Source organism: Deinococcus piscis (assembly GCF_014653275.1).
GTDB classification, from domain to species: Bacteria; Deinococcota; Deinococci; order Deinococcales; family Deinococcaceae; genus Deinococcus; species Deinococcus piscis.
Genome location: NZ_BNAL01000004.1, coordinates 1 through 22,558 on the forward strand (window position 1 = coordinate 1; position 22,558 = coordinate 22,558).

The window sequence follows — 22,558 nt, forward strand, 5'->3', positions numbered from 1 at the left end:
CGCAAGTCATTCCCATACCCAGCCGCCCCAACACGTTTCATCCTCTTATTATGTCAAATGCTCTAGAGGCTGCAGGACTGAGGAGAATTCCCTTCCAAGAGCTGCATGCAGAGATAGAAAAAGCGGCCATCCTCCGAGGAAGCTGACCGCTCAGAGAAAGGGACGGAAGCTTAGACTGCGCCCACCTTCTCGGCAATGATGCCCTCGATGTAGTCGGTCACGCTCTTCAGCGGCACGCGGCCCAGCACATCTTCCAAGAAGGCCGTGACCAGCATCTTCTCGGCGGTTTCCTTGCTGATACCACGCGAACGCAGGTAGAACAGCTCCTGCTCGCCCACCGGGCCAGTGGTTGAGCCGTGGCTACAGCGCACATCGTTGGCATTGATTTCCAGCTGAGGCACGCTGAAGTTGCGGGCTTCACTGCTGAGCATCATGGTCCGGTGCTTCTGGTAGGCATCGGTCTTCTGCGCCCCCAGGTCCACCTTGATCATGCCGCTGAAGACACCCACGCTCTGATCCGCTCCCACGCCTTTGTACAGCAGGTCGGAGTAGGCGTTGGGCGCAGCATGGTGCTGCAAGGTGTAGTGGTCAAAGTGCTGGTCCTCGTCAGCAAAATACAGGGCCAGCATTTCGCTCTCGGCACCGCTGCCGCGCACGTAGCTCTGCATTTCGGTGCGTGAGAGCGTTCCGCCCATTGTCACCACCAGGCTGTTCAGCTTGCCGTCGCGGGCCACATCAGCACGCTGACGCTGGATGTGGGTCACGCCCTTGCCCCAGTTCTGAATGGACACATAGCGCAGGCGTGCGCCCGACTTGACCACCAGTTCCACCGCGCCGATGGCGTAGGCATTCTGGAGCGGCTCGGAGTCCTGCTCATCAATCAGGGTGACGCCCGCATTGTCCTCGGCCACCACCAGGGTGCGGGTGGCGGTGTAGCTGTCTGCCGCACTCATCACACGGAACGAGGCCAGAGGCAGCTCCACTTCCACGCCACGCGGCACGTAGACAAACGCACCGTTGGTCCACAGGGCCGCCGCCAGCGCCGAAAACTTGCCTTCGGAGGGGTCGGGCGACTTGCTGGGCGTGGTGCCAGGGGCCGCAATGGTGGTGTCATCGGGCACCTCAGCAGGCACCACGGAATAGAGGTACTGCTGGACCAAGTCAGCGTGCTGCTCGACTGCCGTTTTGAGGTCGGTGAAGATGACGCCCTTCGCGGTCAGCTCGGCGGGCAGCTCAGTGCGGTAGACCACGTCGGGGCCGTCAAATACCAGAAAAGCCCCCGCGTCGGTGCTGTTCAGGCGCTTCTGTACACTCTGCGGCAGCTGCGATGCATCCTGCACAGCATCCCGCTTGGGATGAGGCTGCAAGCTGTCAAAATCCACATCCACGCGGGTGTATTTCCACGCTTCCACCTGCTCGGTGGGCACTTCCAGGGACGTGAATAGAGCCAGAGATTCCTGGCGCTTATTGCGCAGCCACTCGGGGCCGCCCGCTTGCTGTAATGCTTCGGTGAATTTGGTCATGGTTGCTCCTTATCCATCAGGTCTATCGTCGTTTGTTCGCCGTCTGGCAAGACGAGATTGACCGTCGTGGCTTTGTTGTTGTTTCTGGGCCGTTCTCCATACCGCACTGAGTTGTACTCTGCCCGGAAGATCCATCGGTACTCCCTGAACCACTCCCGTAGCAGAGGTGGAAATCTTAGTGGGATGTCGTACCAGTCGGCATTGAGAAAATAGGCTGTGGCGGCGTCCAGCTTCTTGGGGCCATTTCCAGAGGGACCGTAGATTACAGTCCCTTCCGGGGCATACTTTTCCTCTACACCTTCACGGCTGAATTCAGGGTCAAATAGGGAGTGAAATGTGCCTTGAAGTTCGCTGAAATTCAGGGCGGTCTCTTGTGAAACAGAAATCTGACGTTCCTGGACATGGGAATGGTATGGAGTGACCAGATTCAGACGGTAAAGACGGTTATCCACAGATAGGCACAAATCAGTGCAGTAAAGCCTGGCGCATAAACGTGCATATGGCGCAACAGCCTGAGAAAGTGTTATACCCCTTTGCTTTGCCAGGATATTGACCAGTCTGAATGAGTAACCCATCGTGATGACCTGCTCCTTTACCTGTTTCCCAGCCCCCGCAAAGGGAGGCCCAGGCTGGCTGGAATGGTCGGGAGGAACTGAATTCGGGGGCTTCCAACTGCTCCGAATACGCCCGCCACTCGAACGCACAGCAGGAAGAGCATCTTGAATGGACCCTGGTCAGTCATTCTTCCTAGATCAGCTCTGCAGCCATCGCCCTGGCCCGTGTGGCAAGCTTCTCAGCCGGTGAGAGACCGCCACACTGCCGCACTGAGACGGTTAGCCTACGCTGCCTTCCATTTCCAGCTCAATCAAGCGGTTCAGTTCCACCGCGTATTCCAGCGGGAGTTCCTTGGCAATCGGCTCAATGAAGCCTCGGACAATCAGGCCCGCCGCTTCGTCTTCGCTCAGGCCGCGAGATTGCAGGTACAGAATCTGCTCGTCGTTGATTTTGGAAACGGTGGCTTCGTGGCCCACAGAGGCGTCTCTTTCCTCAATCTCGATGTAAGGATAGGTATCGGTGCGGGCTTCCTCGTCCAGCAGCAGGGCGTCGCATTCCACGTTGGTCTTGGAGCCGCGTGCGCCTTCGTAAATCTTAACCAGACCACGGTAGCTGCTGCGGCCCGCGTCCTTAGAAATGCTCTTGGACACGATGTTGCCGCTGGTGTGCGGCGCAAAGTGAACAATCTTGGCCCCGGCGTCCTGGTGCTGGCCCCGGCTCGCCATGGCGATGCTCAGGACTTCACCGCGTGCGCCTTCTTCCAGCAGGTAGCAGGCCGGGTACTTCATGGTCACCTTGCTGCCCAGGTTGCCGTCCACCCACTCCATCACGCCGTTTCCGTACACGGCAGCGCGCTGCGTCACGAGGTTGTAGACGTTGTGGCTCCAGTTCTGGATGGTGGAGTAGCGGAAGCGCGCGCCTTCTTTGACGATGATCTCGATCACGCCGGAGTGGAAGGAGTCGGAGCTGTAGGCAGGTGCGGTGCAGCCCTCGATGTAGTGGGCCTGCGCGCCTTCCTCGATGATGATCAGGGTACGCTCAAACTGGCCGCTGTTCTCGGCATTGATGCGGAAGTAGGTTTGCAGGGGGATGTCCACCTTGACGCCCTTGGGCACGTACACGAAGGAACCGCCTGACCACACGGCCGAGTTCACGGCGGCAAATTTGTTGTCTTCGGGGGGAACCACAGTGGCAAAGTATTCGCGGAACAGTTCCGGATACTCGCGCATACCGTCCTCGATGCTCAGGAACACCACGCCTAGCTTTTCCCACTCCTCCTTGAGGTTGTGGTACACCATCTCGGATTCGTACTGTGCGCCCACACCGGCCAGCGCGGCGCGCTCGGCCTCGGGAATGCCCAGACGCTCGAAGGTCTGCTTCACGTCCTCGGGCACGTCGTCCCAGGACCGGGCGTTGAAGCCTTCGGGCTTGATGTAGTAGTAGATTTCGTCGAGGTTCAGCCCCGAAAGGTCCGCGCCCCACTCGGGCATCGGCTTGCTCAGAAAGATGTCCAGGGCTTTGAGACGGAAATCCAGCATCCACTGTGGCTCGTCCTTGGCCTTGGAGATCATCTCCACGACTTCGCGGCTCAGGCCCTTGGGCGCTTTGATGGCGTAGCGCTCGGGATTGCTCCAGCCATATTCGTATTCGGTATTGATGCTTGCTGCTTCAGGGTTTACGGTCATTTGTTGACTCCTCCGGAGTATCTAAGGGTCTAAGAGGCGAAGGGTCCAAGGGCAAAGGCCAGCGAGTTAAGTGCTTAGACTCTTAGCCCTTTTGACCCTTCGACACCGCCATCAGGCGGTGGCCAGTTCCTTCACCCAGTCATAGCCCTCGGCATCCAGCCGCTTGGCGAGCTCGGGGCCGCCCGACTCCACCACGCGTCCGTCCACGATGATGTGGACCTTGTCGGGCACGATGTAGTCCAGCAGGCGCTGGTAGTGGGTGATGATCAGGCCGCCCAGATTGGGGCCGCGCAGGCTGTTCACGCCGTGCGAGACAATCCGCAGGGCGTCTACGTCCAGGCCCGAGTCGGTCTCGTCCATGATGATGTAGTTGGGTTCCAGCATCAGCATTTGCAGGATTTCGTTGCGCTTCTTCTCGCCGCCGGACATGCCTTCGTTGAGGTAGCGCTCCACGATGCTCTCGTCCCATTCCAGAGTCTTCAGGGCGCTTTGCAGCTTGCCGTAGAACTCGGTGAAGGTGACTTCTTCGCCCTCTTCTTTGCGGGCCTGCATGGCGAGGCGCAGGAAGTTGGCGATGGTCACGCCGGGGATTTCCACCGGGTACTGGAAGGCCAGGAACACACCCAGGCGGGCACGCTCGTCGGGCTCCATCTCCAGAATGTTCTGGCCGTCCACCAGCACTTCGCCCTCCGTAACGGTGTACTCGGGGTCGCCCACGATCACTTTGGCAAGGGTGCTTTTGCCGTTGCCGTTGGGGCCCATCACGGCGTGAAGTTCGCCGCGCGGGATGGTCAGGTTGATGCCCTTGAGAATCGGCTGATCACCGACGGATGCGTGCAGGTTCTTGATTTCGAGTTGATGGGTCATAACTTGCCTCCTGAAGACTTGACATGGAGACCAGACATGCGCTGGCTGCCATTTTGTTAGGAATCATTCCTATCTGTCCAGCGCCCATTGTATCAGCTTGGTCCTCTAAATCCGAGTGACCGGGTGCAGATTGTGGGGCGGGCTATGGCTCAGGGTTCCGCAGTGCAGGGCGGTTTTCGCTGCTGAACCTCTAGCCCAGGCGTAGCACCGATTGGTTACCGCGCAGCACGAACACCAGCACGCCGCGCTCGGCCAGCACCCCGGCCTGCTTTTCCAGCTGCCGCACCGTGTCAGGCGCACCGGCCCACTGCTTGCGCGGTTTCTCACCGGGTTCGAGGTAAAAGCCTTCGGGCACCGCGATGATGGCGACCCGGCTGGCGGTGGCCCGCGCCCGCATGGCCTGGGCCACCAGCTCCGGCGGCGCGAACTGCGTGATCACCAGCAGGTTGGTGCCGGGGCGGGGCGGGTGCAGCGCGGGCGGGTCCTGGCTGCCTCCCAGCTCGGCCAGGGCACGCAGCACCGCTCGCTGGGCCTCGGCAGAGCGGCCAGGCGGAGTCTGCCCCTGACCTGTCGCCAGCGACACGGGTAGGCCGTCAGCCCAGGCCTGCGCCGCCAGGCTGGCTGCGAGGCGCACCGCACTTTCCAGATAAGTGGCGTTCCCACCTGTATCCAGGTAAATGGTGACCGAGCTGGCCGCCGTGCGCTCCAGCTCGCGGATCATCGGGACGCCGCCCGCGCCGCCTGCCGAGAGCGAGCGGGCCGAAAGCTTCCAGTGAATCTGCCCCGGTGCGTCGCCCGGCACGTAAGGCCGCGCTCCCCGCAAACTGATGGGGTCGCTGAGGCCCAAATTGCGTGTGAGCTGTCCTTCAGAAAGCAGCGGACGCAGTAGCTCCGGCAACAGCACACCGTGCGTCTGCGGATAGGCTTCCAGGCGGGCAGGCACTTCTACCGGCACCGAGCGCCAGAACAGCCCGAGGGGATCGGCCCAGCGCAGTACCGCGCCTTCCCACTCATAGACGCCCCGGCGGTTGGGCTGCATGGTGAGGCTGAGGCTCTCTGTGTGGCGGCCCTGCCACAGCCCGCCAAACACCACCGGACGGCCCGGCACCACAGCGCGGGGCGGCGGGTCTTCCAGCACCAGCCGGGTGGGCAGGCGAGTCTCAATGTCGGCAGTCACAGTGAGCGGCTGTGGCTGACCCACCAGGCCAGAAGGCCGCAGCTCCCGGCTGAGCTGCACGCGGGGCGGCTCGCGGTACAGCCACCAGATAAGCCCAGCCAGCGCCGCCAGAAACAGCAGCCAGACCAGGGCACTGATAAGGCCAGCGCTCACCCGCTCAGCCTGCCGCAGTGGGTTCGGGGGCCGCCTGGGCCACAGCGCTCACAGCCTCAACGGGCACCGGCACCGTGCCCAGGATTTCTTCGACCAGCGACGCCGCGCTGACATCGGCCATGCGCGCTTCGATATTCAGCAGCAGGCGGTGGGGCAGCACGCCACGGGCCGCCGCCTTCACGTCGTCCGGAGTCACAAAGTCGCGGCCCGCCAGGTACGCCAGCGCCTGCGCCGCCGCCTGAATGCCCAAGGAAGCGCGTGGTCCTGCGCCCAGGCTGATGCGTGAATGGGTGCGGGTGGCCGAGACAATAGATGCCAGGTAGCGCTGCAAATCGGGGCTGACTGTGATCTCACGTACCGCCCGCTGCGCGGCCAGCAGGTCGGCGGGACCGGCCACCGCCCCCAGCGTGTCTATCGGGTGCGCCGATTGCAGCCGCCCCAGCATCTGCACCTCCTGCTCCAGGTCCGGGTAGCCCACCGACAGCTTGAGCAGGAAACGGTCCAGCTGGGCTTCGGGCAGGGCGTAGGTGCCCTCGTGCTCGACGGGGTTCTGGGTGGCAATGACCACGAAGGGCTGCTGCAGCGCATGGGTCACGCCGGATTCGGTCACTTGCCCCTCCCCCATCGCTTCGAGCAGCGCGGACTGCGTCTTGGGAGTGGCGCGGTTGATTTCGTCAGCCAGCAGAATCCCGGTAAAAATCGGGCCAGGCACGAACTGAAACTGCCCCTCGCGGTAGATGCTGACCCCGGTCACGTCGCTGGGCAGCAAATCGGGCGTGAACTGCACGCGGGCAAAGTCCAGGCCCAGGCTGGCCGCCAGGGCGCGGGCCAGCATGGTCTTGCCGGTGCCAGGGGCATCTTCCAGCAGGATGTGCCCCCCGGCCAGAATCCCGGCCAGGGCGAGGCGGGTCACATCTTCTTTGCCGACCAGCACGCGGGCCACGTTCTGCTGCACGCGCTCCATCACAGCGCTGGCAGCAGAAGAGTGCGGGTCGGAAGCGGTCGTGCCGGGTTGGGTCATGTGAGGCCTTGCCTTTCTGAGCGTGGGCGGTCAGCTGTGGAATGGTCTGAGAATACGGGAGCGGCAGGCAGGCTGCCAGCCAGGATGAGCGCAGCACTCCGCTCGGCAGCATCGGACTGGGCTTCGGTGATGCCGCCACCGTAGCGCACCGGGGCGTAAGCAGCCGCCAAGGTAGCCAGCGCTGAAGCCTGCGCGGGCCAGATAGCAGCAGCGCGGCGCAGGTATTCGGCGGGGGTTTCCGCTTCCTGCCGCACCAGGCCAGCCACCGCGAGATGGGCCTCGGTGTGGGCATAGGCGGCGCGGACACGGTGCAGGGGTTGGGGAGCAGTGAACAGGCCAGCGTCTGCCAAATCCGGCTCGGAGTCCAGCGCAGCAGCAGATTGAACCCGGCGCGGACGGCGCGGCGCAGACCGCCACCACAGCCCCGCCGCCAGCGCTGCGCCTAGCAGGGCCAGCCAGCGCCCAGTGGGGCCGCCCAGGGCCGCGACCAGTGGCGAGGCCGTCTTGAGCCCGTCTTCCTGTTGAAGAGCGCCGCCCCCACCGAGCTGGCAGCCGTTGTCACTGACCCACTGTCCATTGACAAAGGTCCAGTTGGCCTGTTCGCACCCACCGATGCCCGGCAAGGACGGATTTTCAGTGGTGCTGGCCTGCCAAAGCGCGGTCTGAACTTGGCCCAGGAGCGAATGAGACGGCAACGCGAAACTCAGCAGGAGAATGCCGACGACAATCAGCGCTGCTAAAGCCAGCTGCCGCCCGCCTGCCCTGTGCCCCCAGGGCTGCCCTCGGCCTTGCAGGGCCACATCATCCGCCCCACGCCGCAGCAGCAGCGCTGCGCCCAAGCTGACCAGCGCCAGCGGATGCGGCGAGAGCAAGGCCAGGGGAAGCAGGAACATCCAAGCGCGGCTGTCCCTTTCTTCCGCCTGCTCGGCAGCACGCTCCACCAGCCATAGGGCCAGCCCGCTCAGCACCAGCAGGCTAAAGAGCGGCACAAGGTCAATCAACCAGCCGCCCGCCGCCAGCACGCCACTGATGGCCGGAAGATAAAGCGCCGTCAGCAACAACGTGCCCAGCGCCAGTCGCCAGGGCTGAAGCCGGGGCCAGCGTGCGGCCAGAGCATACAGAGCGGCCAGCAGCGCTACCGCCCAGGCGGGCAGCAGGGGCCAGAGAATCAGGGGTAAAGCAGCGTAAGCTAAAGTGCCCCATCTCGCATCAAAATGCATCTAGCCTCCTTTCGAAAAATCCTATATATGCCCCAGTATATGGTATCTAGCTCGGAATCCTAGCTCCGTACAGTAAGGGGGCAAGTATCCAGTCTATTAATGCTTGGTGAAAAATCGCCTTGACTTATAATTATACACGAGCCTACAATTGATGCGAGGTGAAAATTATGAAGAAGAAGCTTATCGGCATCATTGCGGGAATTCTGTTCTGCTCAAGTGCTCTAGCGACTACAGCATCACCTGATGGGGAGTATGATCCATGCGACCGTACACCATGCTATTGCAGTATTTATGACCCTTGCTGGGGCTAAGCAGGAGGGGTGTAAACCAGAATCTGCCTTCAAAGTAGGGCAGATTTTTTGTGCAGTTTTCTACTAGCTTACGCTTGGCCTGTCCACATCCAAAACCTCATCAGCGCTGCGCTCAGCTTGCGCGTTATTTATCCCGTCTCCATACCGCACCGGGTCATAGGCTGCACTCAACGCTGCCAACGGCCCGGCCATCTCCGGCCACCGGGAAGCGACGCGGCTGAGGTACTCGGCGGGGGTTTCGGAGTCTCTGCGCGGCAGGCCAGCGGCACTCAGGTGCGCTTCGGTGCGGGTGTAAGCAGCGCGGACGCGGTGCAGCGGCGAGGGCGCGGAAAACTGCGCCGAATCAAGCCCACCCTCTGCTGGCCTGCTCTGCATAGGAGGCACAGCCTGGCGGTGACGGAGGCGGCCACGCAGCCAGCAGATAGGCCAACAGCAGCAGCCCGACCACCGCCAGACTGCGCCTGTGGCCCGTACCCAGCAAGGACTTGGCTTCTTCTTTTGGGGTGCTCTGCGACTCCGGCTTCCTACCGGTACAGCTGGCAGGATTGACCTCTTTCCAGTGCCCGTCGCCGTTGCCTACATACATGGCCCAGGTGCCATCCTTATAAAACTGGCGGCAGACATTCTGACGGTAAATTCGCTTGCCGCCCTGGTCTAGACCGGCCTGAACCCATAGAGCCTGATCAGCCACCTGCCACAGAGACTGCGAGGGCAGCGCGAAGCTGAGCAAAAATACCACCGCCAACGCTGGACCCCATGACAGCCAACCTGACCTTTCTCCCGTTGCTGCGGTCTGAACACTGAGCAAAGGAAGATCTGGCCCTTGCCGCAGGAGGAGAGCGCTGCTCAAACTGACCAGGGCCAAAGGATGCGGAGCCAGCAAGGCAAGTGGCAAGAGAAAAAGCCACGAGCGGCTGTCCTTTTCTTCGGCGTCGTCTGCCGCACGGCCCACCAACCAAAGGGCCAGGCACGCCAGACCCATCAGCGCGAAGAGAGGGATGAGGTCCGCTAGCCAGCCCCCAGACAGCCCCTCCAAGAACGCTGACGAATGAACAGCCAAGATCAGTAGCAGGCCCAGAACAAAACGCATAGGAGCCAATCCAGTCCGCCATGCTGTCACACCAAAGAGCAAGCACAGCGCCAGCACAGCCCAGACCGGCAGAATGCGCCACAGCACCAGCGGCAGCGCTGCGTAAGCCAGCACCCGCCAGTTCACCGCCTCACCTCCGGCCACTGCATCCCTAGCACTGCGGCGGCACTCTGCTCTGCTTGGTCAGCCTGTCTCTCGCTCACCCCGCTCCCGTAGCGCACAGCACCATAAGTGGTCCCCAGGGTCGCCAGCGGCCCCGCCACCTCCGGCCACTCGCCAGCCACCCGGCGCAGGTACTCGGCGGGGGTTTCGGAAGCGCGGCGGTACTGACCGGCGGCGGACAGATGCCGTTCTACCTGGGCGTAGGCCTGCCGGACGCGGTGCAGCGGTGCGGAACTTGGGCCAGCGGCGCGCACCGGTTCTGCCCCCTGGACTACTTCGTCAGAGAAGGTGGGTTGCGGACGGGACGTCAGCAGGTGCCAGCCCCAGGCGAGCAGCGTAAACAGCAAAAGGGCGACCAGCAGTAAAAACAGCGCATGGTACAGATTGAGGTTGCCCAGCGGCGTCGCGGCCAGCAGGGCCACCACTTGCTGCACTGCGCCTTCCAGCAAGGTGTCTGGTGGAGGCGGAGCAGGGGTGCGCGCTCCATCCACCACGGTGATGTCCAGCGCCCGGAATTGTGCGGCCACGGCCACCGCCAGCAGAGTGAGCGGAAGGGCCAGCAGCGCAAGCAAGGGCCAGACCTGCGGCCAGCGGGGAGGCAGGCCAGGACGCCGCAGCTGGGCGCGGAGCATGACCACGGCGTACACCATGCAGGCCAGCATGACAGCCACCCCCAGCACCTCAAGGGAGACGGCGGCGGCGCGGCTCAGTGTCTGATTGACCTCCGGTGCCTCCGGTGAAAAGGTGGGCGTCTCCCCTCCACCACGCTCCCCTACCTCACCTAGATCTGGACGGCTGAGCAGCGGGGAGTCGTTCACCACAGTGACCTGCTCGGTCACGCCCATGTAGGCTGCCGCCTGTTCCCACAGTGAGGCGCGGGGCAGCAGCACCCCGGCCAAGACCGCCAGCGCAGCGGCTCCAGCCAGCCACGGCCAAGCCCGCCGCTGGCCTGCAGCTTGCCAGCGGTCTGGCAGGGCGCGGTCATCATCACTGCGGCGCAGCAACGCCGCTGCCCCCAGGCTGACCAGCCCCAGCGGGTGCGGGGCCAGCGCGAAAGCGGGCAACAACCACAGCCAGGCATGACCCCACGCTTCCTCGGCCCGCTCGGCGGCCTGAACCACCAGAAACGCCAGAGCCATCTGGGCCACAATCAGGAAAAAAGCCGCCACCATATAACGCTGATCCCCGCCCTGCACCGCCAGCCACAGCGTGACCAGCAGGTTCGTAGCCAGCACGCCCAGGCTGAGCTGGGTGCGGTACAGCCGCAGGTCTTCACGGGCCGTCAGGGCAAATACGGCCACCAGGCCCAACAGCGGCAGCGCAGGCAACAGGCCAGCCAGGACCAGAGGCAGCGCCGCAAAGGCTGCCGTACGCCAGGCTGCGGGCTGAGCTTGGGTCATGCTGCAAGTATAAATGCGGCTGTATATTTTTACGGCTCAGAGTTTTATGGCCCGGATGGGGCCGCTGCGCTGGCCCACCTGCCGACCGTCAGTGCTCACCCTTCCCGCACGTCCAGCGTCCGCCTCAGCCGGTGCGCGGCGCGGTGTCAGGCAAGACAATAGTGCCCTGGGCCGCCGCAACCAGCTTTTCGGTAGGCTGCCCATCTTCGCCGGGGCGCACCGCATAGATGCCGCAGCGGGTCACCGCCTGCCGCGCTGTACCACCGATCAGCTCACCCCGGGCCACCAACTTGTCCCCCACCGCCGGGCGAATAAAGTTGATCTTGAATTCACTCGTCAGCACCTGTGGCCCCAGATGCAGAGCGCCCACAAAGGTCAGCGTGATATCCGCCATGGTCCCTAGCAGCCCGCCGTGGGCAAAGCCGTGGTGCTGGCGTAGGTCTTCGCGTAGCGGCACTTCCAGGGTGGCCCCCTGTTCACCTATCTCGGTGAAGCGGGCCCCAATCAGGGTCGAAAAGCTCTGCTGCGCGATGATGCTGTTGGCAAAGGTCAGCAGCTGCTGGGAGTCAGCGGGAAGGGTCATACCGCACTATGCCAAAAATGTAGGACCCCACCCGCAGGTGAGGCCCCGCTGGCGTGCTGTCCCCACAGGGCTCAGGCACGCGCACCCCTTATTCCAGGAAGTCGCGCAGCTTGCGGGTGCGGCTCTCGTGGTACTTGAGCTTGCGCAGCGCCTTATTCTCGATCTGGCGAATGCGCTCGCGGGTCACGTTGAAGCGCTGTCCCACCTCTTCCAGGGTATGCTCACGCCCGTCCACCAGGCCCTTGCGGAACTTCAGCACCATCGCCTCACGCTCGGTCAGTTTGCCCAGCGCTTTTTCCAGTTCTTCGCTCAGCAGCGTCTTGGCGGCGTTGTCCACCGGGCTGTCGAGGTTGTCGTCAGGAATAAAGTCACCATAGAACGAATCCTTTTCGTCGCCAATCGGGGTTTCCAGGCTGACCGGCTCCTGGCTCACCTTCTGGACTTCTTCGACCTTGTTGGCATCCCAGCCGGGTCCCATCGCTTCGGCAATTTCTTCAGGCAGTGCCTCGCGGCTCAGCTCCTGCTGCAACTGCCGCGCGGTGCGGGTCAGCTTGTTGATGGTTTCGACCATGTGGACCGGAATACGGATGGTGCGGGCCTGGTCGGCAATGGCACGGTTGATCGCCTGGCGAATCCACCACGTCGCATAAGTGGAGAACTTGTAGCGGCGGCGGTACTCGAACTTCTCCACCGCACGGATCAGGCCCTGGTTGCCTTCCTGAATCAGGTCCAGAAAGTTCAGGCCGCGCCCCGTATATTTCTTGGCGATAGACACCACCAAACGCAGGTTGGCTTCAATCAGGCCCTGGCGGGCGGCGGCCCCGTCTTCCATGCGGCGCTGGAGAGCGCGGCGGCCCCGGTCATCGAGCTCCTCGCCCTTTTCTTCCAGCTCCACACGCGCGAACTCGCCGTCTTCAATGCGGCGGGCCAGCGCAATCTCTTCTTCCAGGGTCAGCAGCGGCACCCGGCCAATCTCATGCAGATACTGGCGCACCGGATCGTTGGAGACGGCGCGGGGCATGTCGTCGTAGTAGCGCTCTTCCTCCTCGCCCTCTTCCTCGTCGTCCTTGTCGGTGTCCGTCTCGTCTTCGTCGGGGTCTTCGTCGTCCTGCACCTCAATGCTCTTGGAGGCCAGGTATAGCTGAAGATCATCAAATTCGTCGCTGGAATCGGGGTCCATGCCTGCGGCTTCCAGCGCCGTAGCGAGGGCCGCCGCCGCTTCCTCACTGGTCACCACGCCGCTGGCTTTGGCCCCCTTGAGCAGCTCCTGAATGGCTGGGTGCGCGTAGTAAGCGCGGTCTGAGCCGTCGGCCTTGCGGGCTGGCTTGTCCGCATCTGCCGCAGCGTCGGCTGCTGGCTTGGCCGGCTTCTTGGCCTTGGCCGCAGATTTGGTCGCCTTGGCAGCGGGCTGTTCAGCGCCAGCTTCAGCGGCCTTACGGGAGGTAACTTTGCGGGCAGGTTTCTCGGCTGCGGCAGCCTTGGCGGGAGCAGCTTTTTTGGTCTTGGCAGTCTTGGTTTCAGCCATGGGTCCTCCAGGAAAATGGGCCAGGAAAGGCGGGAAAGCCACGAAAGGCGGGAAAGAAAGTCAACGAACTGCCCGGCGCTGAGGAGAAAAACACAGCCTTAGAGGCGTGGAAAGGGCGCGGATGGCCAATAGACACAGCGGAGCAGCTTAACAGTGTATTTTAGCACCGCAAAGAGCACGCTCCGCCCTGACTTTCAAGGGCGACGTGCTGACAGAACCTTGAAGCCTCGCTCATGCGTCAGCAGCTCGGCTGGGCCGAGGTGGGCCGCCATCTCCGCTTCGTAGGGCAGGAAATCATTAGCGACCAGAATCAGCTGCCCGCCAGGATTCAGGCGGCGGCGGGCAGCGGCGATGAACTCGCGGGCCACATCCAGCACCACGCCGCGCCCCACATGAAATGGCGGGTTGGTCAGGATCACGTCAAAGCGGCGCTCGCCCAGATCAGCGTCTACGTCAGAATGGACGGCCTCCCCGCCCAGGCCGTTGGCCTCCAGGGTGAGCCGGGCGCTGCGTACACTTTGCAGGTCGCCGTCGGCCAGCGTGACTGCTGCGCCGCGCTGAGCTGCCCAAGCGCCGATCAGGCCGGTGCCGCAGCCCAGGTCCAGCACGGACTTGCCTGCCCACTCCTGCTGCGGTTGCCCAGCCAGCGTATCCAGCAGGATATCGGTGGCTTTGTCCACTTTGGCGGCACTAAACACTCCTGGCAGGCCCACCACTTTCACGCCGTGGTCCTCGTAGCCTTCGGCGGCAGGCAGAGCGGGCGTGGGGCCAGGGCGGCGGGTGAGGACGGCCACCCGCATCCCGCCGTCGCGGGCGATGGTTTCGCCTGTGCCATACGCCTTGGAAGCGGCGCGCACATAACGGTCAAACCCTTTGGCCTTGTCGCCCGCCAGATACAGCTTGCCGCCAGGGGGCGTGTGGGCGTGCGCCCAGCTGATCTGCGCCTGGGCATAAGCGGTGCCCCGGTCCCCGGCCAGCACACAGGCCACCGTACGGGCCGGCTCGGCAAAGTGCGCGCTCAGATCATCGCCCGGAGCAGCCACCAGCGGCTCCAATCCATCGGCCCGCAGCGCCGCAATTGCCGCCGCTGAGCCTTCGACGGGCCGCAGCTCCGCCCCCGGTAGCGAAGCCAAGAGCCCGCCCATCGCACTCAGATCCAGCACCGGGCCACGCGCCTTGCGCTTGAGCATGGTCTGGAACAGCAGCAGTTGGGCGTCGTCCACGCCGGGATAACCACGCACGCCAGGCTTGGTCGGCGGCACACCGTACTCTCGCAGATTGGGTGGCAGCTGCGCCGGAAGAATTCGAAAGTAGCGGTCAGGATCAGTCTCATGGCGGGCGGCGGAAACAGGCGTCATACTGCCAGTGTAGTTGCCACAGTTAATACGCTCTGCGGCCCTTCCTCAAGATGAAGACTTCACCCAACCAAATACCGGCACCTCTACCTGCTCTGCTTCTGCTTGCCACCGCGCTCTATACAGCGCTGACTCTGGGACTTCCTGCTCCACTGGGTCAAGCAGAAGCGGCGCTGTCCTGGGTCTGGATGGCTGCCATCACCTTTGCCTGGCTGCTCTCTGTGCAGGTCTGGTGGCAGCGCCGCACCACAGTGACTGCCTGGTTGGCCGCGGCCGTCAGTGTTCAGGCTCTGGGAACGCTATTGAATATCGGCTTTGGCATCACCGAGCTGATTCACCACCACTCGCCCGCCCGACTGGCACTCGACACCACCTTCTTTCTGCTGGTCGGCATGGCCTTGGTGCAGGTGGTGGACTGGCTGCGCGAAAACGGACGCTGGCCCGGGCAACTGGCCCTCTTTGACACCCTGATGACCGCCGTCATTGCCGCAATGGGCGTGTGGGTGCTGGGGCTAGACCGAATCATGGCCGGTATCAGTGACCAGCCAGCGCTCACCATGCTGCTGCTCACTTACGCCACAGCGCAGATTCTCATCATCTCGCTCAGTGTGCTGCTGCTGCTGCGCGGCATTCACAATCAGGTGCTGAGGGTCATCACAGCTGGCCTGCTCTGTTTTGGCGCAGCCGACCTGTACACCGTGGTCATGCAGGGCAGCGCCGATGAGAGGTGGCTTTCGCTGCTGTGGGTCTGGGGAATCGCTCTGCTGGCTTTGGGCATGGAGCAGGTGGGGCACACGGGGCTGACCCTGCGCCCCGCTGCCCTGAAGTCGCCCGCGCTCAAACAGCTGCTGTGGCGCCTTCCATACATCGCCGTGCTGGTCTGCTGCATCCTGCTGCTGGTCGGCGCACTGAATGGGCCCCAGCGGCAACTGGGCCTCACGGTGGGCACCGTCCTCATCTTTGGACTGTTCACGCTGCGCCAGATCAAAATCGCGCAGGCCAACCGGCAGATGCAGGCCCAGCTGGAAGCCAGCCGCCGCGAACTTGAACATCTGGCCTACCATGACGTGCTGACCGGGCTCCCCAACCGCGCCGCTTTTACGCACTTTTTTGAAAACGGCATGGAGGCGAACGAACCTTACGCCATTTTCTCGCTTGACCTCAACGGGTTTAAAGAGATCAACGATACCCACGGCCACGCGGTCGGTGACCGGATGCTGCGCCACGCCGCACAGCAGCTCAAGCGGGCCGTCGCCGCTCCAGGGCGCATTTTTCGCTGGGGCGGCGACGAGTTCGTAATCGTGGTGCCCGGCGTAGAGCGTGGGGCCGAAGCCGAAGCTCTGGCCCGCTTCATCGCCGTGAATATCCGTACTCCCCTGCTGCACCAAGGACAGCAGCTCAGCGTAGGCACCTCAGTTGGCTACGCACTAGGCCGCAGCAAGCAGGCCTACGAAACCCTGCTGGGCCTGGCCGACCACGATATGTACAGCGCCAAAGCCAGAAGTGGCCGGGGGCGCTAAGCGCGGGCGGCCAGCCTTCAGAAACTGAGCGTGGCGAACAGGTCATCCAAGGTTTCGGCGCGGCGAATCATCTCTACGCCGCCGTCCTCACGCAGCAGATACTCGGCGCTGCGCAGCTTGCCGTTGTAGTTAAAGCCCATGCTATGCCCGTGCGCTCCCGCGTCATGAATCACCACCACGTCACCGCTCTGCATAACTGGCAGGTCGCGGTCAATGGCAAATTTGTCGTTGTTCTCGCACAGCGAGCCGGTCACATCGACCATCTGCGTGGGCGCACCCTCGCCTTTGTTCAGCACGGTGATGTGGTGATAGCTGCCGTACATGGCCGGGCGCATCAAGTTGGCCATGCAGGCGTCGAGGCCCACGTAGTCCTTGTACTTGCGCGTCACATGGCGCACCCGCGACACCAGCACACCGTAAGGCCCGGTCATCACCCGGCCACACTCGAAGCTCAGGCGCAGGCCGTCTAGCCCTGCGGGCTTGATGATGCTGTCGTACAGCGCCCGGATGCTGTCCGATACTTCCTGGTAGCTCATGGCCTGCTGCTCTGGGCGGTAAGGAATACCGATGCCGCCGCCCAGGTTCACGAATTCCAGTTCGATGCCCAGCTCATCCTTGAGGCGCACGGCCAGCGTGAACAGCATCCGCGCCGTCTCGATGATAAAGGCCGGGTCCAGCTCATTGCTGGCGACCATGGTGTGCAGGGCAAAGCGCCGCACGCCCCCCGCCTGAGCGGCGCGGTAGCAGTCCAGCAGTTGGTCGCTGGTCACGCCGTACTTGGCCTCTACCGGGTTGCCGATAATCGCGTTGCCGGTACGCTCCGGGCCGGGGTTGTAGCGAAACGACAGCAGCTCGGGCAGCCCACCTACCGCGTCTTCCAGCGCCTGAATGTGCGTGATGTCGTCCAGGTTGATCACTGCGCCCAGTTCGTAGGCCCGGCGGAATTCCTCGGGCGGGGTGTCGTTGGAGGTGAACATGATGCTCTCGCCGGTGATGCCCACGCGCTGCGCCAGTTCCAGCTCGGGAAGCGAGGAGCAGTCGGCCCCGCAGCCTTCTTCGGCCAGAATCCGCAGCAGCGCGGGCGTGGGAGCCGCCTTGACCGCGTAGTAGTTGCGGAAACCCGGTGCCCAGGCAAACGCCTGCACGAAGGCGCGGGCATTCTCGCGGATGCCGCGCTCGTCGTACAGATGAAAGGGCGTAGGCAGTTCGTGGGCCAGTTCGGTGAGACGCTGTTCGGTGGTGGGAAGGGTCTTGGTCATGGAAGTTCCTCGTTGATGGTTGATGGTTGAGAGGTGATGGGGATGGAAGAAGGCAGATGGCAAGCTTTTCTGCCTTCAGCGTTCAGCTTTTAGCGTTCAGGCAGTCGCAGCTTCCCCCGGATGCTCTGCACCGCTGCCTCAATGTTTTCGCGGTGCCCGAAGGCCGAAAAGCGCACGTAGCCCTCCCCCGCCGAGCCAAAGCCCGCGCCGGGGGTGACAACCACCTGCGCCTCACGCAGCAACTGGTCAAAGAAGTCCCAGCTGCCCAGGGGCTGACCGTCCGGGCCGGTGGGCGTCCTCACCCACAGGTAGGGCGCGTTGTCACCGCCGGTCACGTCCAGCCCCAGCTCACGCAGTGCCGAGCGGATGATGCGGGCGTTTTCCATGTAGTAGGCGACCAGGGCGCGGCTTTCACGCTGCCCGGCTTCGCTCAGGGCTGCCACGCCGCCCGACTGCGCGATGTTGCTGGCACCGTTGAAAAAGGTGCTCTGACGGCGGTTCCACATGCGGTTCAGTTCGCCTTGCTCGCTGTCTTCGGTCCGCAGGGCATAAGGCACCACCGCCCAGCCCAGGCGCACCCCCGTAAAGCCGGAGAACTTGCTGAATGAGGTCAGCTCAATGGCGCATTCTCTGGCCCCCTCGATTTCATAGATGGAGCGGGGCAGCTCCGGGTCCGCGATGAACTCGGCATAAGCAGCGTCAAAGATGATGACGGCCCGGTGCTGGCGGGCATAGTCCACCCACGCCTGCAACTGCTCACGGGTCGCCACCGCTCCGGTGGGGTTGTTGGGGCTGCACAGGTAGACCACATCCAGTTGTTCGTCCTGCTCAGGTCCGGGAGGCGCGGCGAACCAGCCGTTGTCCGGGCTGCCTTCCAGCAGCCGCAGGCCCGCGTAAGCCCCAGCTGCGGCGTCGTACTCGCCGGTGCGGCCCGCCACCACGTTGCTGTCCACATACACCGGGTAGGCGGGGTTCTGAATCGCCATCACGCTGCCCTGCGCGAACAGGTTCTGGATGTTGGCGGCGTCGGCTTTGGCTCCGTCGCTCACAAACATCTCGCCGGGGTCCAGCGTCACACCGCGCTGCGCGTAGTAGGCGACCAGGGCGTCACGCAGCTCTGCCTCGCCCTGCTCGTCACCGTAGCCGGTATAGGTGCCCCGCTCGCCCAGCGCCGTCACCCGGTCATGCAGGCCCTGCAAGATGGTCGGCGTCAGCGGCTCGGTGGTGTTGCCGATGCCAAGGCGGTAGATGGTCTGGTCGGGATGCTCGGCGCTGTACTCGCGCACCCGGCGGGCGATTTCGGGAAACAGGTAGCCAGCGGAAAGCTTGCGGTAGTTGGGGTTAAGTTTTGCCATGTGAATACTCCTTGAGAGGACAGGAACAGAAGGGACGGGGGAAGCAAGTGAGGGAAGCGGAGACATCTGCACGCAGGCCTCCCTCAGACCTTGGGACGCTTAGACATTTAGACGCTTAGACCTTTCCCGCCTCTGCGCACGTCCAGCCCGGACAGCGCCGCCAGGATCTCGCGCCTGTGCGCCTCGTCTTCAAGGGTGGTCATGGGCAGGCGGAAGGTTTCTTCGCACCAGCCGTACTCGGCCAGCGCCGTCTTGATGGGGATGGGATTGGTTTCTACGAAGCAGGCCCGGAAAAAGGCCTCCAGCGTGGCTTGCAGGGCGCGGGCTTCTTCCATCTGCCCGGCGCGGGCCAGGCGTACCAGTTCGGCCATCTGCGCGGGAATCAGATTGCTCGCCACCGAAATTACGCCGTGCCCGCCCGCTTCAATCAGGCCCAGCACCATATTGTCGTCGCCGCTGACCACCTGAAAGCCGGGCAAGCGCTGCCCTATCACGTCGGCCATCTGCGTCAAGCTGCCGCTGGCTTCCTTGACCCCGACGATGTTGGGACAATCCTGGGCCAGCCGCACCAGCGTGGGCGTTTCGATGTTCACGGCGGTGCGGCTGGCGATGTTGTACAGAATCACCGGGATGTTGACCGCCTCCGCCACGGCGCGGAAATGCTCGTACAGGCCCTTTTGGGTGGGCTTGTTGTAGTAGGGGTTGATCAGCAGCACGCCGTCCACACCACTCATTTCGGCGTGCTGGCTGAGCTGGACCGCCTCGGCGGTGGAGTTGGAGCCGGTGCCAGCAATCACCGGCACGCGTCCGGCAGCCTGCCGCACGGTGAAATCCACCACGTGGTCGTGCTCTGCGTGGGTCAGGGTGGGGCTTTCGCCGGTGGTGCCGCAGGGCACCAGGCCGCTGACACCCGACTCAATCTGGTACTCAATCAGGTCGGCCAGGGCAGCTTCATCGACCCAGCCGTCACGGGTAAACGGCGTAATCAGCGCGGTGTACACGCCGCTGAGGTCAAGGGGATGCAGAGGGTCGGTCATGGTTTCTTTCTCCTTTGGGACAAGTCATGGGACAAGTGGTAGCGGGCGAACAAGGGGCCGCAGGCCCCGGCTCTGGCGCAAAGGTCAGAAGCCGGAAGTTGGGGAAGGAGACTATCCAGGGTCAGCGCACCGCCCGAGAAAGAATGTCTGTTCGGCGCTTAGGCCGGGTGGCCCCTCTCTCAAAGGGACATCAGAGATTCTCCGGATAGCCTCTAGCGTTTTCGCGCAGCGGTATCCGGAGAAGGTTTGTGTTTGGGCTGTGGTCCGGCCTGTGCCGACACAGCCTGGCCCGAACCAGGCTGAGCCGCAAACACATCGTCAAGCAGCTCGTCCAGGGTAAAAAAGCCCTGACGTCCAGCCGCAATCCACTCGGCGGCCTGTACCGCACCAGCCGCAAAGCCTTCGCGGCTGCGGGCGCGGTGGGTCAGCTCGACGGTGTCGGCAGGACTGTCAAAGATGACGGTGTGGGTGCCGGGGATAGACCCACCCCGCGTGCTGGACAGGTGCAGTTCTTCGGGGCGGCGCTGGCGGTCCAGGCGTCCGGTATGCAGTTCAGGCTGGCGCTGCCATTCACCCTGCACAGCCTGGGCCAGTTCCAGGGCAGTGCCGCTGGGGCTGTCGGCCTTGCCCGCGTGGTGGAACTCGTGCAGCAGGGCGTCGTAGTCGGCAAAAGGCGCAAACAGGGCGGCGGCCTGCGCGACCAACCGGGTAAACAGCCGCACCCCGATAGAAAAGTTGCCCGACCAGATGATGGCGGCAGGTTGCCCGGCCAGCTCTGCCTGGATGGTGGGCAAATGCTCGTACCAGCCAGTGGTCCCGACCACAGCCGGAATTCCACTGCGCCCATACCAGAGAAGGTGGTCCTGCGCGGTGGCCGGTGCCGAGAAATCAATAACAGCGTCCACCTGCCCGGCCAAATCAGGCGTCAGTGCCGGAGCCGTCGCACCCGGCGCGTGCGGGTCCACAATGACAGTCACGCGGTGCCCCCGCCCCTCGGCGGCGGTATGAACAGCGCGGCCCATTCGCCCATAACCCACCAGCCCCAGGCGCAAGGAGCGCTGGGCCGGTTCTCTGGTGGCAGACTGGGGCTGGGTCATCAGTTTCCTGGCAAGCTGCATAGCTATGCAGCCAAGTTGGCGCAGTATAGGCGGGTCGGGCGGAACTGTCTAGCCTCGTCCAGCATCTGGAGACAAGGCTCAGGCAATGAATTTTTTCGGTACGTCCAGATACGTATACGTTCGTCACCGTTTCAGATGCTGACCACTGCAACGGCTGGGCAGGATCTCTCGGGCAGTCTCAGCCCCTACGCTTAATGTCCAACTGCCCCGCGATAAAGCCCTTGAGTGCGTCTACGTCATTGGGCAGCACCTCGCAGCGGCGGGGGCGGTCCTCGATGCCCTCAAACTGCGCCGGGCGCTCCGGCAGCCGGCCCACCGCTTCCTCCACCGTCTCGCCAAACTTGGCTGGGAGGGCCGTTTCCAGGCACACCATCGGCACACCAGGGCGCTGAAACCGCTTGCCAACCAGCACCCCGTCGGCAGTGTGAGGGTCAATCAGGCGGCCAAACTCCGTGTCCACACGGCGGATGGTCGCCAGGCGGTCAGCGTGCGTGCTGCGGCCCGCGCGCAGGCCACTGGCCGCCACCGCGTCCCAATGCACTGTGCCTCTCAGGTCCACTGGGCGGCCCGCACCCACCTCGGCCCACCAGCCGGCGGTCTGCACGGCGTCCCCTCCTGCCACCAGATACAGGAAGCGCTCGAAGTTGGACGCCTTGCCGATGTCCATGCTGGGGCTGCTGGTCTGCGCCACCCGCTCGGCAGGCCAGACGTGATACACGCCACCACTGAAGAACTCGTGCAGCACACTATTCTCGTTGCTCGCCACCATCAGTTGCCCAATCGGCAGGCCCATCGCCTTAGCGAGGTAACCCGCAAACACGTTGCCGAAGTTGCCGCTGGGCACGCAAAAATCCGCCTCGGCCCCGGCAGGCAGCCCCAGGGCGAAGTAGGCCCTAAAGTAATACACCGCCTGCGCCAACACCCGGCCCCAGTTGATGGAGTTCACGGCTCCGATGTCATACCGCGCCTTGAACTCGGCGTCGGCATTGACCGCCTTGACCAGGTCCTGGCAGTCGTCGAACACGCCTTCAATGGCAATATTGAAGATGTTGGGTTCGTTCAGCGAGTACATCTGCGCCTGCTGAAAGCGGCTCATGCGGCCATGCGGCGACAGCATAAAGACATTCACCCGCTCCTTGCCCAGCATGGCGTACTCGGCGGCGCTGCCGGTGTCACCCGAAGTCGCGCCCAGGATGTTAACCCGGCGGTCATCCCGCTCCAACACATACTCGAAAGCGTGGCCCAGAAACTGCATCGCCATGTCCTTGAAGGCCAGCGAAGGGCCGCCCGACAGCTCCAGCAGGTACAGTCCCGAATCGCCCAGAGCGGTGAGCGGCGTAATCTCCTCGCTGCCGAACACCTCGGCGCGGTAAGTCTGGCGCAGCAGCCCGCGCAGGTCATCTTCTGGAATATCGGAGATAAAAGGCCGCATCACCTCATAGGCCAGCTCGGTGTAGGGCAGCCCCCGCAGCCGCTCCAGCTCAGCAGCGCTGAAGGTGGGAATCTGCTCCGGCATCGCCAGGCCACCGTCGGGCGCGAGGCCGGAGAGCAGCACGTCCGTGAAAGTGCCTAAGCGTTGGTGACCGCGCGTGGAGACGTACTGCATGGAGAGGATTGTAGCGTTCTAGCTTGGTCATCTCTC

At 63.5% G+C, this 22,558-nt stretch carries 19 protein-coding genes; 1 reads left to right on the top strand and 18 read right to left on the bottom strand.

Features of this window, described 5'->3' with window-relative positions; genetic code table 11:
- Positions 1-170: 170 nt before the first annotated feature.
- The 13 genes from sufD to IE158_RS02520 form a co-directional block, all read right to left on the bottom strand.
- Complete coding sequence (sufD, locus tag IE158_RS02460) at positions 171-1,523, bottom strand: Fe-S cluster assembly protein SufD (protein ID WP_189642098.1); 1,353 nt, start codon at positions 1,521-1,523, stop codon at positions 171-173.
- Entirely contained in the window at positions 1,520-1,975 is a 456-nt protein-coding gene (locus IE158_RS02465) for a P-loop NTPase family protein (RefSeq protein WP_189642099.1), read from the bottom strand. Before IE158_RS02465 ends, sufD begins: the two co-directional genes overlap by 4 nt.
- Before the next feature lie 381 nt (positions 1,976-2,356).
- Entirely contained in the window at positions 2,357-3,763 is a 1,407-nt protein-coding gene (gene sufB / locus IE158_RS02470; RefSeq protein WP_189642100.1) for a Fe-S cluster assembly protein SufB, read from the bottom strand.
- Positions 3,764-3,874: 111 nt separating this feature from the next.
- Positions 3,875-4,630, bottom strand: coding sequence for a Fe-S cluster assembly ATPase SufC (gene sufC, locus IE158_RS02475; protein WP_189642101.1), 756 nt, complete (start codon positions 4,628-4,630; stop codon positions 3,875-3,877).
- A gap of 190 nt (positions 4,631-4,820) precedes the next feature.
- Complete coding sequence (locus IE158_RS02480; protein ID WP_189642102.1) at positions 4,821-5,960, bottom strand: DUF58 domain-containing protein; 1,140 nt, start codon at positions 5,958-5,960, stop codon at positions 4,821-4,823.
- A gap of 4 nt (positions 5,961-5,964) precedes the next feature.
- Positions 5,965-6,981: an AAA family ATPase gene (locus IE158_RS02485; RefSeq protein WP_373295816.1), complete on the bottom strand. Its 1,017-nt coding sequence runs from the start codon at positions 6,979-6,981 to the stop codon at positions 5,965-5,967.
- Positions 6,978-8,201, bottom strand: a complete 1,224-nt coding sequence (locus IE158_RS02490) for a DUF4129 domain-containing protein (protein WP_189642103.1) — start codon at positions 8,199-8,201, stop codon at positions 6,978-6,980. The genes IE158_RS02485 and IE158_RS02490 overlap by 4 nt, the downstream gene beginning before the upstream one ends.
- 374 nt (positions 8,202-8,575) lie before the next feature.
- Positions 8,576-8,887 carry a DUF4129 domain-containing protein gene (locus tag IE158_RS02495; protein WP_189642104.1) on the bottom strand — a complete coding sequence of 104 codons (312 nt, stop codon included), beginning with the start codon at positions 8,885-8,887 and terminating at the stop codon, positions 8,576-8,578.
- A complete protein-coding gene (locus IE158_RS02500; RefSeq protein WP_189642105.1) occupies positions 8,856-9,728 on the bottom strand; it encodes a hypothetical protein in 873 nt (290 codons plus the stop codon). The genes IE158_RS02495 and IE158_RS02500 overlap by 32 nt, the downstream gene beginning before the upstream one ends.
- Entirely contained in the window at positions 9,725-11,164 is a 1,440-nt protein-coding gene (locus IE158_RS02505) for a DUF4129 domain-containing protein (RefSeq protein WP_189642106.1), read from the bottom strand. Before IE158_RS02505 ends, IE158_RS02500 begins: the two co-directional genes overlap by 4 nt.
- A gap of 124 nt (positions 11,165-11,288) precedes the next feature.
- Positions 11,289-11,747: a PaaI family thioesterase gene (locus IE158_RS02510; RefSeq protein WP_189642107.1), complete on the bottom strand. Its 459-nt coding sequence runs from the start codon at positions 11,745-11,747 to the stop codon at positions 11,289-11,291.
- 88 nt (positions 11,748-11,835) lie between these two features.
- Positions 11,836-13,272 (bottom strand): RNA polymerase sigma factor RpoD, encoded by a 1,437-nt coding sequence (gene rpoD / locus IE158_RS02515; protein ID WP_189642108.1) that lies wholly within the window; start codon positions 13,270-13,272, stop codon positions 11,836-11,838.
- 194 nt (positions 13,273-13,466) lie between these two features.
- Positions 13,467-14,630: a class I SAM-dependent methyltransferase gene (locus IE158_RS02520; RefSeq protein ID WP_189642109.1), complete on the bottom strand. Its 1,164-nt coding sequence runs from the start codon at positions 14,628-14,630 to the stop codon at positions 13,467-13,469.
- A gap of 185 nt (positions 14,631-14,815) precedes the next feature.
- On the opposite strand from IE158_RS02520, the gene IE158_RS02525 reads away from it, so the two are divergent.
- Positions 14,816-16,147 (top strand): GGDEF domain-containing protein, encoded by a 1,332-nt coding sequence (locus IE158_RS02525; protein WP_189642110.1) that lies wholly within the window; start codon positions 14,816-14,818, stop codon positions 16,145-16,147.
- 17 nt (positions 16,148-16,164) lie between these two features.
- Here IE158_RS02525 and IE158_RS02530 read toward each other — a convergent pair whose 3' ends face one another.
- The 5 genes from IE158_RS02530 to thrC form a co-directional block, all read right to left on the bottom strand.
- On the bottom strand, positions 16,165-17,406 hold the full coding sequence (locus IE158_RS02530) for a diaminopimelate decarboxylase (RefSeq protein ID WP_189642111.1): 1,242 nt from the start codon (positions 17,404-17,406) through the stop codon (positions 16,165-16,167).
- 89 nt (positions 17,407-17,495) lie between these two features.
- Positions 17,496-18,761, bottom strand: a complete 1,266-nt coding sequence (locus IE158_RS02535; protein ID WP_189642112.1) for an LL-diaminopimelate aminotransferase — start codon at positions 18,759-18,761, stop codon at positions 17,496-17,498.
- A 107-nt stretch (positions 18,762-18,868) separates the two neighbouring features.
- A complete protein-coding gene (gene dapA / locus IE158_RS02540; RefSeq protein ID WP_189642113.1) occupies positions 18,869-19,798 on the bottom strand; it encodes a 4-hydroxy-tetrahydrodipicolinate synthase in 930 nt (309 codons plus the stop codon).
- 212 nt (positions 19,799-20,010) lie between these two features.
- Positions 20,011-20,895, bottom strand: a complete 885-nt coding sequence (gene dapB, locus IE158_RS02545; protein ID WP_189642114.1) for a 4-hydroxy-tetrahydrodipicolinate reductase — start codon at positions 20,893-20,895, stop codon at positions 20,011-20,013.
- A gap of 199 nt (positions 20,896-21,094) precedes the next feature.
- The gene (gene thrC / locus IE158_RS02550; RefSeq protein WP_189642115.1) at positions 21,095-22,522 is read right to left on the bottom strand and encodes a threonine synthase; all 1,428 of its coding nucleotides are present in this window, start codon (positions 22,520-22,522) and stop codon (positions 21,095-21,097) included.
- Positions 22,523-22,558 lie beyond the last annotated feature (36 nt).